The 14,073-nt window shown below is 45.0% G+C and carries 13 protein-coding genes; 9 read left to right on the top strand and 4 right to left on the bottom strand.

Annotated elements, in window-relative coordinates; translation table 11 throughout:
* Window positions 1–50: 50 nt before the first annotated feature.
* Entirely contained in the window at window positions 51–944 is an 894-nt protein-coding gene (locus ACRRS1_RS05305) for a LysR family transcriptional regulator (protein ID WP_432464498.1), read from the bottom strand.
* A 139-nt stretch (window positions 945–1,083) separates the two neighbouring features.
* Here ACRRS1_RS05305 and ACRRS1_RS05300 point away from each other — a divergent pair, with 139 nt between their 5' ends.
* The 3 genes from ACRRS1_RS05300 (at window position 1,084) to ACRRS1_RS05290 (ending at window position 2,756) form a co-directional block, all read left to right on the top strand.
* Window positions 1,084–1,476, top strand: coding sequence for a DoxX family protein (locus ACRRS1_RS05300; protein ID WP_432468246.1), 393 nt, complete (start codon window positions 1,084–1,086; stop codon window positions 1,474–1,476).
* Between the two features lie 137 nt (window positions 1,477–1,613).
* Window positions 1,614–2,381 carry a DODA-type extradiol aromatic ring-opening family dioxygenase gene (locus ACRRS1_RS05295; protein ID WP_432458834.1) on the top strand — a complete coding sequence of 256 codons (768 nt, stop codon included), beginning with the start codon at window positions 1,614–1,616 and terminating at the stop codon, window positions 2,379–2,381.
* A gap of 60 nt (window positions 2,382–2,441) precedes the next feature.
* Complete coding sequence (locus tag ACRRS1_RS05290; RefSeq protein ID WP_432458833.1) at window positions 2,442–2,756, top strand: 4Fe-4S binding protein; 315 nt, start codon at window positions 2,442–2,444, stop codon at window positions 2,754–2,756.
* Window positions 2,757–2,822: 66 nt separating this feature from the next.
* Here the strand turns inward: ACRRS1_RS05290 and ACRRS1_RS05285 are convergent, their stop codons facing one another.
* Window positions 2,823–3,722: a LysR family transcriptional regulator gene (locus tag ACRRS1_RS05285; RefSeq protein ID WP_432454190.1), complete on the bottom strand. Its 900-nt coding sequence runs from the start codon at window positions 3,720–3,722 to the stop codon at window positions 2,823–2,825.
* A gap of 167 nt (window positions 3,723–3,889) precedes the next feature.
* Between ACRRS1_RS05285 and ACRRS1_RS05280 the strand changes: the two genes are divergently transcribed.
* From ACRRS1_RS05280 to ACRRS1_RS05270, 3 genes are all read left to right on the top strand, one after another.
* Window positions 3,890–4,579 carry a type 1 glutamine amidotransferase domain-containing protein gene (locus ACRRS1_RS05280; protein WP_432464495.1) on the top strand — a complete coding sequence of 230 codons (690 nt, stop codon included), beginning with the start codon at window positions 3,890–3,892 and terminating at the stop codon, window positions 4,577–4,579.
* 107 nt (window positions 4,580–4,686) lie between these two features.
* Complete coding sequence (locus tag ACRRS1_RS05275; protein ID WP_432464494.1) at window positions 4,687–5,844, top strand: iron-containing alcohol dehydrogenase; 1,158 nt, start codon at window positions 4,687–4,689, stop codon at window positions 5,842–5,844.
* Window positions 5,845–5,904: 60 nt separating this feature from the next.
* Entirely contained in the window at window positions 5,905–6,513 is a 609-nt protein-coding gene (locus ACRRS1_RS05270) for a glutathione S-transferase family protein (protein WP_432464493.1), read from the top strand.
* 34 nt (window positions 6,514–6,547) lie between these two features.
* Here the strand turns inward: ACRRS1_RS05270 and ACRRS1_RS05265 are convergent, their stop codons facing one another.
* Complete coding sequence (locus ACRRS1_RS05265) at window positions 6,548–6,808, bottom strand: DUF1127 domain-containing protein (protein ID WP_432468248.1); 261 nt, start codon at window positions 6,806–6,808, stop codon at window positions 6,548–6,550.
* A 213-nt stretch (window positions 6,809–7,021) separates the two neighbouring features.
* Between ACRRS1_RS05265 and ACRRS1_RS05260 the strand changes: the two genes are divergently transcribed.
* From ACRRS1_RS05260 to ACRRS1_RS05250, 3 genes are all read left to right on the top strand, one after another.
* Entirely contained in the window at window positions 7,022–8,440 is a 1,419-nt protein-coding gene (locus tag ACRRS1_RS05260) for a PLP-dependent aminotransferase family protein (RefSeq protein WP_432464491.1), read from the top strand.
* Between the two features lie 347 nt (window positions 8,441–8,787).
* Window positions 8,788–10,620 (top strand): right-handed parallel beta-helix repeat-containing protein, encoded by a 1,833-nt coding sequence (locus ACRRS1_RS05255; protein WP_432468249.1) that lies wholly within the window; start codon window positions 8,788–8,790, stop codon window positions 10,618–10,620.
* Between the two features lie 296 nt (window positions 10,621–10,916).
* Entirely contained in the window at window positions 10,917–12,104 is a 1,188-nt protein-coding gene (locus ACRRS1_RS05250; protein WP_432468250.1) for a methyl-accepting chemotaxis protein, read from the top strand.
* A 574-nt stretch (window positions 12,105–12,678) separates the two neighbouring features.
* Here the strand turns inward: ACRRS1_RS05250 and ACRRS1_RS05245 are convergent.
* Window positions 12,679–13,668 carry a transposase gene (locus tag ACRRS1_RS05245; protein WP_432468251.1) on the bottom strand — a complete coding sequence of 330 codons (990 nt, stop codon included), beginning with the start codon at window positions 13,666–13,668 and terminating at the stop codon, window positions 12,679–12,681.
* Window positions 13,669–14,073 lie beyond the last annotated feature (405 nt).

Here is a 14,073-nt window from a genome sequence, read left to right as displayed (position 1 = left end):
GAGCTAGAACATGTCATCAATCAGAATTCAAATACCTTAAAGCTTAACGCTCATGATCGATGTTCCAAGCGACTAATTAGGTCCCATAAGCGATTTGCGACGGGGCCCAATACTTGGCTTTTAAGCTTCATCACGTAACTTTTAACTTCAATTTCCACCGGGGTATCAATCAGTTCAATCGGAGTTAATCTTTTCATTTGAATATCTTCTTTTACCATTAAATATGGTAAACGCCCCCAACCAATACCGCTTAAACACAAGGTGCGCTTACTATGAAAATCATTCACATACCATTTTCGCTGGCCTTGCTGTACATCTAACTCAACATCCTTAGTCAAACTGCCGGAGTCCTGAACAATAATTTGATATTCGTCTTTTAATTGAGAAGACTCGGTTAGATGCGGATACCTAGAAAGCATCTTTGGCGCAGCAACATTAACGATACTTTGGGTATGAATATGCTGAGTTACCAATTTAAAACTATTGAGAAAATCAGCTTCTGAAGCAGAAATCGCAAGCTGAGCATTTCGCTGAACCACCGAGTCAATTCCACCCGTAACAAATTCTTGCTTCAATATAATTTGGGTTTGCGGAAACTCATTTTGAATTTGTTCAAAGATGGGCACCAGGGTTGCCAAATCAAACATGGCATCCACCGCAATCACCACCTTAGGTTCATAACCTGTTTTATAATGTTTCGCCATTTCATTGAGTTGTTCACTCTGCTCAAGCAACATCAATGCCTTTTGATAGATCTGCTCTCCTTGCTGAGTCAACTTCAATTTATATCCAGAGCGATCAAGTAGACTAATGCCTAAAGCGCTTTCCAACTGCTGTAAACCTTTACTTATCGCCGGTTGCGTTTTAAACAGTCGATGACTGGCGGCCTGTAATGAACCCTCTTGTATCACGGCTTGTAGCATTCTTAATTGCTCTAATGTCATGCTGTCATCTTCCTTTATTGTAGCCGCCGCCCAAAATCATAACCTAAAGTTATACTCTTGATGAAATACAATCAATTTTAATTAATTAGCTTAAGCCTATACTGACGAAAATTAACTCAACAACTTCAATAGGTGACCTATGAATAAATTTAAACAGTATGGCCTTTGGGTCATCCTTGCTCTCACGGCTTTGGCTTTTCTTGCTGGCGGCATTGGTAAATTAATGGGCGTTGAAATGCTGCATAAATCATTTGCCACTCTCGGCCTCCCAGTTTTTTTTGGCTACTTCATTGGCTTATTTGAAATTGCTGGTGCGATTGGCATTTTCATCAAAAAACTCAGTTCACTCGCGGCCGTAGGCCTAGCTCTGATCATGCTTGGAGCGATCTACTACCACTTTCAGTACGATCCTCAAGGACTGCCCGCTGCTGCCTTGCTATTGGTCTTTTCGATCATCATTTTCTTTGCTCGTAAAAAAGACAGTCTGCTGTTTGCTAAAAAAACAACACCAAGTGCTGAGCTTTCCTCATAAGATCGAAACGTTCAATAAGAGACCACCAATTTGGGTGGTCTTTCTATATCAAGCTATCACAGTAAGTTAAATAACAACTGGTCTATATAGGTATTTTCATGCTCGCGACTCATCAGCATATTGGGCACAAGGAATTGATGCCGATTTTATATTTACCGCACGGTGGTGGCCCCATGCCACTTTTAGATGAACCCGGCCATCAAGATCTCACTGCTTTTTTAAAAAGCGTGCATAAACAACTGCCGACACCCAAAGCAATTTTAATGATTAGCGCTCATTGGGAGAGTCATATTGCGGCCATTTCATCTGCTCTTCAGCCACAAATGATCTATGACTACGGTGGCTTTCCAGCGGCATGTTATAAATACCAATATCCTGCGCCGGGAGAGCCAAGCCTCGCTCAAAACGTAGCCGATTTATTACGGGCTCACGATATCCACTGCAATTTGGATCAACATCGAGGTTATGATCACGGTACTTTCGTGCCCTTAATGCTGATGTATCCTGAGGCCAACATTCCAGTTGTACAGTTATCTTTATTACATTCCTTAGACCCTGCTAAACATATCGCTTTAGGGCAAGCAATCGCCTCCTTACGGGAGCAAGGCATATTGATCATTGGATCGGGGATGTCGTTCCACGAACGTAACGGAAGCTTCGAACATAGCGCGGCGTTTGATGATTGGCTCACCGAGACACTCGTAGCAACACCAATCGAAGAAACCATAAATAGATTACTAAATTGGGAGCTTGCGCCATCGGCGCGAGATTGCCATCGTAGAGAAGATCACTTATTACCAATGCATATCTGCTTTGGAGCTGCGATGAAACGCACCGAGTCCGCCGAAAAAATCTATTCCGGACTCTTATTCGGCAAACGTATTTCTGGCTTTTTATGGCGTTAACAGCAGATCTTTCATGCCACATAGTTTTCGTTTACAACACCACAAACAAAGGTACAGATTATGAGTCATCAACAACATTCTCAGACTAGAGTTTGCAAACAAGAGCCTGGTGTTATTGTGCCGGTGATTAATCGCAACAAGTGCGAGGGAAAAGGTGAATGCGCAGTCGTTTGCCCAAAAAATGTATTCTTCATCGATGTATTACCCGCAGCGGAACGCAGCAAGCTTTCCTTACTAGGAAAACTTAAAGGCTTGGCACATGGCTGGCAGCAAGCTTTAATGCCCAACATTGAGGCCTGTGAAGGTTGTGGCTTATGTGTTGCGGCATGCCCAGAAAAGGCAATTACGCTTAACAGGCGCGAAGGGGCGAGATAACGAAGCCCCGCTGCCCATACAACAAGCCATGACTCACGATGGCCTTGCTTGATGCCACTGACTTGACTAACGAGCCTGTTTGGCCAAATAAGGCTTTAAATAATCGATGAGTAAACGCAACTTTTTAGACCTTGTGGCCCCCTTGGGATAAACCCCGTACACATCAATGTCATCCAGCTGATAATCTTCCATAAGCACTTCTAACAAACCCAGTTTTATCCGAGGTTGAGCATCATATAACGGTACTCGGCCTAGGCCATGGCCCCCTTCAATGAAGGCTGTACGAGCTGCTGCGTTATTGGTGCTAATCCCGCCTTTGGTGCGAATACTAAAAGAGCGGTGCCCTTTACGCAGGTTTAAAGTATTCGAACCCGTGGTATAAATCACCCATTGATGAGCATCTAAGTCCGCAGGCAAACGAGGACGACCATACTGATTTAAATACTGTGGCGAGGCACATAAACAAGTATTCAGCGTAATCAGTTTGCTGGCTTGCAAGCCTGAATCTTCCAATACAGCGCCACGGATCGCTAAATCAAACCCCTCTTGAATGACATTTACCACTTCATCACTCAACACTAAATCGATATTGATTTTGGGGTACAAGCTTCGAAACAAATTAAGCGCAGGCACAATAATCCGTAAACCAACATTCACCGGACAAGAAATTTTCAACGAACCTTCCGGTTCCTGTTTGATATTTTCCATTTGCATGTTGGCAGCCTTAGCTTGCTCGGCAATATTATGGCAGCGCTGATAATACTGTTCTCCCGCCTCAGTCAGATGCAAACTGCGAGTGGAGCGATTAAGCAAACTCACACCTAAGTTAGACTCAAGTTTTTTAACGTGATAGCTCACTACTGCACGGGTAATCCCGATGTGTTTGGCCGCAGCACTAAAACTGCCTTGTTCAACCACTTGAGCAAATACCACCATACTTTTTAACTGCTCAAAAGACATACTCATGGGACCAGTCCCCTAGTTAATTAGCTATCTGGCTACAATTGTATCAATAATTAAACCAATAATGTCTATTTAATCTACATTGTCGCATTGTTTATAGAGGACTACACTGCTGGTCATTGGCGTGATGCCCACGCCCTAAACAAATAAATTCAATAAGGTATCGCGATATGAGCAACGCAAAAAAAATCTTAATGGTTCTAACCTCACACGATGAACTAGGCAACACCGGCCACAAAACTGGTTTTTGGGTAGAAGAGTTTGCAGCCCCTTATTACGTATTCTTAGATTCTGGCGCAACGATTAGCCTTGCATCTCCTAAGGGCGGCCAACCACCAATCGATCCAAACAGTGAACTAGCCGATTTTCAAACCGACGCCACTCGTCGCTTCGACCAAGATGAAACAGCTCAGAAACATCTTGCCAATACACTAAAACTTGCTGATGTGAATGCCAGTGACTACGATGCAGTCTTCTATCCTGGCGGTCATGGCCCACTTTGGGACTTAAGCGATAACCCCCAATCAATTGGCTTATTGGAAAGCTTTATCCAACAACACAAGCCTGTGGCTGCCGTTTGTCACGCCACTGCTGCACTGCTCAACGTGAAGCAAAGCGATGGTGAGTTATTAGTCAAAGGTAAAAGCGTTACTGGCTTTAGCAATAGTGAAGAAGATGCAGTGCAGTTAAGCGAGGTAGTTCCGTTTTTACTAGAAGATGAACTCAAAACCCGCGGTGCAGACTACCAAAGTATCGCCGACTGGAATCCCTATGCTGTACAAGATGGCTTAATGATTACCGGTCAAAACCCAGCCTCATCTGAGATGACCGCCGAGAAACTCTTACAACAACTCGCTTAAGTTTAAGACCTGTTGATACTGTGCTGAAGAATGCTGCTTTGTTCCATTGACAAAGCGGCATCACTCAACAGCCTTGAGCCGAAAAAACAAACTATGAAGGAATTAAGATGTTAAATTTTTCTTTTCAAAACACCACCCAAATTCATTTTGGTGAAGGTCAAATCGCCAATATACAACAACAGCTACCTGCCGATGCGCGGGTATTACTCACCTATGGCGGCGGCTCGATTAAAAATAATGGCGTCTATCAGCAAGTCACCGAAGCCTTGGCAGGCCATCACTGGGTTGAATTTTCTGGGATCGAGCCAAATCCGCAGTACAAGACCTTGATCAAAGCCGTTGAATTAATCAAAACAGAACAGCTTGACTACATTCTCGCCGTTGGCGGTGGATCGGTCATCGATGGCAGTAAATTCATCGCCGCAGCGGCGCTTTATCAAGGTGATGATCCTTGGGACATCATTGCTAAACGCCATCCGGTAGACAGCGCGCTCCCTTTAGGTGCAGTGCTCACTTTGCCAGCCACCGGATCTGAAACCAATGCTGGTGCGGTCGTGACCCGTGATGGGAACAAATTGCCATTCATGGCGGCAGCTGTACGGCCGCAATTTGCTATCCTCGATCCCAGTGTCACCTTAAGTTTATCGCCGCGCCAAGTTAGTAACGGCGTAGTAGATGCCTTTGTTCATGTGATGGAGCAATACCTCACCTATCCTGTGAATGGTAAAATTCAAGACCGCTTCGCCGAAGGGATCTTACTCACCCTCATCGAAGAAGGGCCAAAAGCCCTAGCCGCCGAAACCAAAGATAACATTGAGGTTCGCGCCAATATTATGTGGGCCGCCAGCATGGCTTTAAACGGATTAATTGGTGCTGGGGTACCACAGGATTGGGCTAGTCATATGCTTGGCCACGAACTCACGGCCGCGTTTGGTGTGGATCACGCCCGCAGTTTATCGATCACTCTACCCGCAGTAATGAAAATCCGTAGAGAGACCAAAGCCGCCAAGTTATTACAATATGCAGAGCGGATCTGGGGCATCACCGAAGGCGATGAACCGCAACGGATCGAGCAAGCAATTGCTGCCACCGAAGCATTTTTTAAAGCGATGCAGGTGCCAACCCGTTTATCGGAAATAGACTTGGGCGACCAAGATGTCGAATTATTATTAGCCAAGCTTGAACAGCACCAAATGCTAGCACTCGGTGAAGACCAACAAATCAACCTAGATCTTAGCCGTCAAATCTACCAAGCGGCGCTATAAGCCAAACAGCGGCGCTTCAATACATCTTGAAGCGCCATTCAACATCTCCAAGGAAAACTCATGATTACTGTGCACCATCTACAAAAGTCTCGTTCCAAGCGCGTTCTGTGGTTACTCGAAGAACTCACCATGCCTTATCAAGTCGTCGTTCATCAACGCGATCCGGTGAGTAATTTAGCACCACCAAGTTTGAAAAAAATCCACCCTCTGGGAAAAGCGCCGATTATTGTTGATGAGCAGCGAACTCTATGTGAATCGGGAGCAGTCATGGAATATCTGTTAGACAAAAGCGAGCAACAAGCGCTTCGCCCCACGAAAGACAGCCCAGACTATTACAGTTACGTGGAATGGCTGCATTTTGCAGAAGGCTCGCTCGCCTTACCGGTGATCACTCACCTGCTGTTAGGTTTAGAACAACGCGATGCAAGTCAGCCTTTAGACTCTTACATTGGCAAAGAACTCGCCGTTGATTTTACTTATATTGAACAACATTTAAGCCAGCAGCCCTACTTTGCAGGCCAGCAGTTCAGTGCTGCCGACATTATGATGACAATTGTATTAGAAATCGCCGACAGCCAAGGCTTACTGCAAGAGCGAAGCCATACCCAAGCTTACCTTGCCAAAGTTCAGCTACGCCCCGCTTATTTAAAAGCAGCAAAACAAGGATAATTGACTGGAGCGCGGCCCAACAAGCTTGAGAGCCTTAGAGGCCCAATGAGACCGATTTATGGCTTGTAGCCACTGGCGCAGGACGCTGTAAATTAACTTTCGGGCGAGACTTTGTCCGCTGCCAAAAAAAACGGTCAGCCTCCCGTTGGGCCTGCACTCGGCTTACCCCAATGTCAGCCAACTGATCATCACTCAGCTTTGCCAAGGCCCGACGGCTACGTGCGAGCATTTGATAAGCAGCTAGTGTTTGCTGTAAACGGTGAGCCAATAAACGAACTTGAAATAAGAGTCTCATTGCATCTCTCCTGTACTTTGATGATGACCCTTTCAGTATAAAATTCAGTCACCGAGCATGACAGATTCAGATAATTTTTATCTTTGCATGACAGAACCACAAAATGGCCATCTGTAATGCTTTTCATCCATCTATCTGTCATGTTCTTCTACTTATTTTTGCTAATCTGTACTTAGACATGTTATTACTGAGCCCTGCAGAGAAGGAGGTAGGATGACCTTATATCAACAATTTGCCCACGAACTACAAATACAGATCACGCAAGACTATTACCCGATTGGGCAAAAGCTGCCGTCAATCCGCGAAATGAGTCAACGACGCGGCGTGAGTATTTCAACCGTTCAAGAAGCTTACCGCCTGTTAGAAGACGCTGGTTTTGTGCATAGCAAATATAAGTCCGGTTACTACGTGAGTCCGCGCCAACAAGAACAACCCTTACCTTCGCTGAGTCAACCCGAACAGCGCCCAGTGCTAATTGATAACTGGCAGCAGGTATTAGATCTCACCATGACCGAAAGTAACGACCACTTTCTGGCGCTTGGTCGAGGCTCACCGGATACCACTGCGACAACCCTTAAGCCCTTAAAGCGCTTGATGACCGAGCAAATTAAAAACAACAGCAAACAAATATTTAGCTGTGACAAAGGAAATGGCCTGTATAAACTTCGGGTACAGATCGCACGCTTAATGCAAAACTCAGGCTGCCATATCCACCCCGATAACATTCAAATTACCGCTGGCTGCCAAGAAGCCTTGTCCTTAAGCCTAAAAGCTCTCACCCAACCCGGTGACATTGTTGCGATAGACTCTCCTAACTTCTACGGCTCGATGCAGGCCATTCAGTCAAATCAGCTCAAAGTTTTAGAAATTCCGACCCACCCCGAAACGGGAATTAGTCTGCCCGCTCTCGAGCTTGCGCTAGAGCAATGGCCAATTAAGGTACTACAGCTGATCCCTAGCTCAAATAACCCGCTGGGTTATCAGATGCCCGAAAAAAATAAACTCAAACTCCTTCGCTTGGCAGAAAAGTATGACTTCGCCATTATTGAAGATGACATCCTCGGGGATACGGTGTATCAACACCCTCGGCCACGCAGCCTTAAATCTTACGATAGTAACGAGCGAGTGCTGTTTTGTTCTTCGTTCTCAAAAACCATCGCCCCCGGTTTACGAGTGGGCTGGGTTGCCCCCGGACGTTTCGGTAAAATGCTCACCCACTTAAAATTTGTAAGTTCCTTAGGCGCCAATAGCCTACCGTTATTGGCAGTGGCCGATTTTATTGAACAAGGGTATTACGAAAAACACCTCCGCCTGGCCAAACAACAGTACCAAAGCAATCGAGACCTGATGCTACAGTGGCTCAAGCGCTACTTCCCCAAAGGAACCAAAATCAGTCGTCCGCAAGGCGGGTTTTTCTTGTGGGTCGAACTACCAGAACAAATCAATGCCGAACAACTGAATGAACGCTTAAAACCATTACGCATTGGTATCGCTCCGGGAAACTTGTTTTCGGCAGCCAATAAGTATCAGCACTGTTTACGCCTCAATTATGCCAACCTTCCCAACGAGCGAATAGAGCGAGCCATCGAAACTATTGGTAAACAAGTTCAATTGATGTTGCAGCAAGCCTAAACTTGCGCAGGATCTGCGCTCCCTCACCAATCAAAATTGGCGCAACTTTATCAATTGCGGTCACCAGCACGAAGAGGCAAAAAGTTGCTCGAGTCCACATGATTCAAATAATCAGTAGCATTCCATGCCCGAGCCAATTCTCTAATGCTAAGATATTACAAATAACAAGAGCCTGCGAAATAGCTGTAATCCGTAAGCTCTCGATTAATTTAAGCATCCTGTTATTTGATTGTTATTAGCCGAAGCGATAACTCGTATATACGCCATAGATAGCAGCTAACGATCAAACAACAGAGACCAACTGTAATCCTTATCAACGGACTAAGTATAAATAGAGGGATTTAAACATGTTACGTACCGTATTCATCAGCTTATTATTATTTGGCTGCGGCTCTTCAAGTATTGCAGTACTCGCGGCAAATTGTGGCAGTGGCGGCGGTGCCAGTGTTTGTTTAGCGGCCAGCCCCAGTGCCGGAGCAATCGCTCTTAATTGGACCATTGAAGGAACCGTAAGCAATCTTCAGCTTTATCGCGATACCGACGCCGACCCCAGTGGCCGAACGCGCATAGCCACCCTAAATACTACAACCACCAGCTATAGCGATAACACCATACAACTCGCCAGCCCTTATTATTACTGGCTCAAATTCACCGCCAACGGTCAGCAGTATAATTCAGCCGTAGCCAGTGCCACCACTTACAATACAGTCTGTGGCGAATACCTGTGCTTAAATGCCAGTGCCAACAACGCAACCATTGATTTAAATTGGTCGAAGGCTGGAGAGGTATCGAGTATCCAACTGTATCGCGATACAGATGCCGATCCCAGTGGCCGAGTGCGGATCGCTAGTCTTAGCAATAGCGCACAGACTTATGTCGATCAAGATACCAGCGCGGGAACCACCTATTACTATTGGATCAAATATGGTTTAGCGGGCAGCCAATATAACTCGAATACAGCACAAGCGACGGCTAGCGGGGCAGCCAGCTGTGCAGGGGAAACCAGCGGCGTTATCGCCAATCATATTTACTACGTATCCCCCACAGGAACCAGCTGGGCCAATGGCGACAGCTTCAACTCAGCCTTAGATTTTAACAGTGCACTGAACTTAGTCGGTGCAGGCGAAATGATCCTGTTGCAAGCTGGCAGCTACAACATTCCTTATACCAGCGGTGTTGCCAATACCATCACTCTCGCCAAATCGGGACAGGCTGGCGCACCAATCAGTGTGGTGGCAGCCAATTGTGGCCGTGCGATTATCGATTTCTCTTTCCCCGAACAGCAATGGGTACAAAACTCCTATGGCTTTGCCTTAAATGGTGATTATTGGTATTTCAAAGGCATTGAAGTGACTCGTGCTGGCTATCAAGGGGTTTATGTAAAGGGTAAACATAATACTTTTGAAAACTGCGCTTTCCACCACAATCGCAATACTGGTTTAGAAATTAATAAAGGGGGGGCCTATACCACGGTGATTAACTCCGATGCTTATCGTAATTACGACCCTAAAAAGGATGGTAGCATGGCCGATGGCTTTGGCCCCAAGCAAACCCAAGGGCCGGGCAATAAGTTTATTGGTTGTCGCGCTTGGGAAAATTCCGACGATGGCTTTGATACCTACGACAGTGATGAAGTGGTGATTATCGAAAATAGCTGGGCTTTTCGTAATGGCGTTGACGTATGGGGCTATGGCGGCTTCTCCGGCAACGGTAATGGATTTAAATTAGGCGGAAATTTTAAGGCGGCCAATAATCGGATCAGCAACTCCGTCGCTTTTGGGAATCCGCTGAAAGGTTTTGACCAAAACAACAATGCTGGCGGAATCACACTGCTCAATAACACCGCCTATGATAACGGCATTAATTTTGGCTTTGGTAATTCCCTCAACGATGGCGAGACGCACATCTTCCGCAACAATATATCCTTATCTAGCAGTGAGAATATTAGCAATGCCGACCAGCTGGCGAATTCATGGAATGGCGGTGTATCGCTCAGCGCGGCAGATTTTCTCAGCCTGGATCTTTCTTTAGCTACCATGGAAAGAAATATCGATGGCAGCTTAGCCGATAACGATTTATTCAAACTGAAATCAGACAGCGACTTAATCGATGCTGGCGTTGACGTAGGTTTACCCAGCTTAGGCCTTGCACCAGATTTAGGTGCTTTTGAGAAGCAATAAACATCTCGGTGGATGTGGCGAATAGGCCGCATCTGCCGAACAGAGCCACTCGGGTAGCCCCTATTCAATCCCTCCCTTACGACCAACAGCCCCTATAAACAAACTCATCCCAGTAAACAAAAATGCTCGAGCTTTATTATCGTTCGATATGACCTGTTTGGATCGATAGTTAGTCAACATTTACGCGCCTTCAGGTCGATGTTTCATAGGTGAAAAATCACTTCCCTTAGATGCTTTGGCAAACCGTATTTGGAATATGAGATCATAGATTGCGATCCATTACTGGTTAAATTTTTATGCGGAATACAATTTTTTCCATCAAGCTGCGCCTGTTACTTCTGATGTTCGTATCCTTGTCAGCCCTCTTCATTACAAACTTCGTGCATTATTCTACAAACATTCAAAATAACTATTTAATCGTCACTCTTGGTCTTTGTTCGATTGCCATTATTTTGGCCTTTATTCGATTTTATCTAAGCTTGGTCGCCCAGATCAGACAAGTCCGTCAACAGCTAGAAGAAATGAATCTCGGCAACTTTTCTGTAAAGAGTGAACCTTTCGAAAAGGGAGAATTCGCTAAAATCACCGAAAGCGTAGCCTTGCTCAGAGAAACGATTCGACAAATTTTGTGTGACTCAATGGCTTTACTAGATCAAGCGCATCACGATGGAGAAACATTTCACACACTAGGAAATAGTTGTAGTGCGCAAATTCAATCACAACAAGAACAAATGGAGCTACTCGGCTCAGCGATGACTCAAATGTCGGCGACCATTGTGCAAATCGCATCAAATGCCGAAGTGGCCGCCAATAAAACTCAAAACGTAAGTGCCAGCGCTCAAAACGGTAGCCTTATTATGCAAAAAATGGCCGAAGGAACCAAAGCGGACGCGACGCATATTCATTCATCCAGTCAACATGTTGATGAACTTAACAGCGGTGTGATTCAGATTAATGAGATGACTAAGATGATTGAAGATATTTCCGAACAGACTAACTTGTTAGCCCTCAATGCGGCCATCGAAGCGGCAAGAGCAGGAGCCCATGGAAGAGGTTTTTCTGTGGTCGCAGATGAAGTACGAAACCTAGCTAGCCGCACTCAACAATCGACGCATCAAATTCAAAATACCATCCAAAGCCTAAACTCGAAGGCTAAACACTCGCTAGATGCGATGCATATTATTGCCAGTAATGTAGAACAAGCCGTTAACGCTATTAATAATCAAGCGACTGAAATAAAATCTATTTTTTCTGATGTGGTTGAGGCTAGTGACATGGTCACGCAGATTGCCACCGCAGCAGAGCAACAGACAACCGTCACCGAAGAAATCAATACAAACGTTGTGATGATCAACAACTCATTAGCCGAGATTGGCAACGCAGTACTAAAATTAGCGAACCAGAGCACAAGCCAACGAGATGAGTCTCTACAATTAAGAACGCGTTTGGCTCGTTTCAGTCTTAATGTTCAAAAAACCACATGAGGGTAGTTGCTTTGTAATTCACAGAATTAAGGCAGCTTGAGTATCAACGTCAATATTTTAGTGAGGCTAAAATCGTTTAGTTGTATCCGACCAAAACTGGTTAACTTGATGCGACTTCCCCTTGGCTGGTGTATCGAGTTTTAAACTAATTAGACTAAACTAATTAGACAGCCATTCTAACTATCCAATAAACTAATTAGACAGCCATACTAACTATCCAATGAGCATCTGTCGATGTCATCAACTCAAATCAACTTTGAAGAGCTAACTTGTTCTTAAAAACCTTACATACTGGGGCGTTAATCAAAGCTTTAGTCAATGCGAAGCGATTCATGAGGGCGAAAAACGTAGTGATTCGAGATATAACTAATTAGACAGCCATTCTAACTATCCAATGAGCATCCGTCGATGTCATCAACTCAAATCAATTTTGAAGAGCCAACTTGTTCTTGAAAACGCTAAATATTGGGGCTTTAGTCAATGCGAAGCGATTCACGAGGGCGAAAGACATAGTGATTCGAGATATGCTAAATACCTACTCAGTCGACAAAAAATCAGACTATAAATAAATTACTTACCCAGCATCAAGCCAGCGTTTAACCGCAGCCATGCCTTTGATGCGAAGTTGATTGTGCTCACGCTTATAGCGTTCTAGTGAATGCCCAGCCCCAACCACACTGGCGAAGTGATGCTCTAAACCCGTGCTCAAGGCTAACCAGCTTTCTTCATCGATTTGTAAGCGCTGTAAAATGGGCGCTTGTGCATCATCGATATAACCGCGTTTATCTTCTCTGATAACGCGACCGGTAAGTTCCACCAGTTGCAGGTAATCTTGAAGCTCGAAGGGTAAACCTTCGGCCATGGTTTCTCTGGGGTTACCGACAAAAGGCATTAGCGGCTTGGGTTGCTGACCTTGTTTGGCTTGCTGAATGCGCTGTTTGATACTGGTGTGGTCCGAGGTTTCAGGCGTGCTCGCTATATTTGAGCGAACCGGGTTTAAATCCACATAGGCCATACAAGCTGCGAGGGCTGCTTCATCTAAAAGCGCTTGAGATTTAAAACGCCCCTCCCAAAAACGACCGGTACATTGGTCTTCTTTATTGGCAGCTCGAGCAATGTATTCATTCAAATGGCGCATAAACCAGCTTAAATCAAAAAGGCGAGTCCGATAGACTTCAGCTGTGGCGTGAATGGCCTGTAGTTGCACCTCACTTAACTTTGGACGTAACTCAGAATTGAGATACATCTGAGTCAGTAAGGTGCCTTGGTGCAAACGATGCCAGCGTTCCAAGACTTCATCCATGGACCAGGCTTCGGCTTTGGCCTTATCGATGTGCAATACCACATGAGTATGATTACTCATCACTGCATAAGCACAAACATCAATGGCAAAAACCGCAGTAAGTTGCAATAAATAGTCTTCCACCCACTGGCGTCGGTGCTCATAACTCTTGCCCGTTTGCTTATCTTCGCCACATAAAAAAGCCCGCCGAACACAGCGGGAAACACAGTGATAATAAGGTGTATCCGATAAGCTCACTTGCGACTGTCTTGACCGAGGCATGGCAATAACTCCAAAAAATCAACTATTGACAGTTTAGATTATTACAGGAATTTGGCTAGTTAGAATGGCTGTCTAAATATTTGGGTCGTGATAATAAGGTGTATCCGATAAGCTCACTTGCGACTGTCTTGACCGAGGCATGGCAATAACTCCCAAAAATCAACTATTGACAGTTTAGATTATTACAGGAATTTGGCTAGTTAGAATGGCTGTCTAAATATTTGTTCTCGATCTTTTAGGTTAAACGCCAGTTGGGATGGCTGTCTTGTTATTTTTCTTTCAGCTCACCCTCTCTTTAAGTAAAAAGGTGTCTGGCTTCATTCAGTTCCTCACGCTCATGCCCTTGCCTTTCACTAGACCTTAGCGTTTAATCATCAGATAGTTACTGGATAGTCAGCCCCTATA

The sequence above is a fragment of the Agarivorans sp. Z349TD_8 genome (genome assembly GCF_050870825.2).
Lineage (GTDB): Bacteria > Pseudomonadota > Gammaproteobacteria > Enterobacterales > Celerinatantimonadaceae > Agarivorans.
The sequence above is the reverse complement of the archived record's forward strand: the minus strand, read 5'-3'. Positions and strand labels throughout refer to the sequence as shown.

Coding starts and splice junctions, on each gene's coding strand:
- ACRRS1_RS05305 (WP_432464498.1), bottom strand. CDS start 944: ATGACATTAGAGCAATTAAGAATGCTACAAGCCGTGATACAAGAGGGT.
- ACRRS1_RS05300 (WP_432468246.1), top strand. CDS start 1,084: ATGAATAAATTTAAACAGTATGGCCTTTGGGTCATCCTTGCTCTCACG.
- ACRRS1_RS05295 (WP_432458834.1), top strand. CDS start 1,614: ATGCCGATTTTATATTTACCGCACGGTGGTGGCCCCATGCCACTTTTA.
- ACRRS1_RS05290 (WP_432458833.1), top strand. CDS start 2,442: ATGAGTCATCAACAACATTCTCAGACTAGAGTTTGCAAACAAGAGCCT.
- ACRRS1_RS05285 (WP_432454190.1), bottom strand. CDS start 3,722: ATGAGTATGTCTTTTGAGCAGTTAAAAAGTATGGTGGTATTTGCTCAA.
- ACRRS1_RS05280 (WP_432464495.1), top strand. CDS start 3,890: ATGAGCAACGCAAAAAAAATCTTAATGGTTCTAACCTCACACGATGAA.
- ACRRS1_RS05275 (WP_432464494.1), top strand. CDS start 4,687: ATGTTAAATTTTTCTTTTCAAAACACCACCCAAATTCATTTTGGTGAA.
- ACRRS1_RS05270 (WP_432464493.1), top strand. CDS start 5,905: ATGATTACTGTGCACCATCTACAAAAGTCTCGTTCCAAGCGCGTTCTG.
- ACRRS1_RS05265 (WP_432468248.1), bottom strand. CDS start 6,808: ATGAGACTCTTATTTCAAGTTCGTTTATTGGCTCACCGTTTACAGCAA.
- ACRRS1_RS05260 (WP_432464491.1), top strand. CDS start 7,022: ATGACCTTATATCAACAATTTGCCCACGAACTACAAATACAGATCACG.
- ACRRS1_RS05255 (WP_432468249.1), top strand. CDS start 8,788: ATGTTACGTACCGTATTCATCAGCTTATTATTATTTGGCTGCGGCTCT.
- ACRRS1_RS05250 (WP_432468250.1), top strand. CDS start 10,917: ATGCGGAATACAATTTTTTCCATCAAGCTGCGCCTGTTACTTCTGATG.
- ACRRS1_RS05245 (WP_432468251.1), bottom strand. CDS start 13,668: ATGCCTCGGTCAAGACAGTCGCAAGTGAGCTTATCGGATACACCTTAT.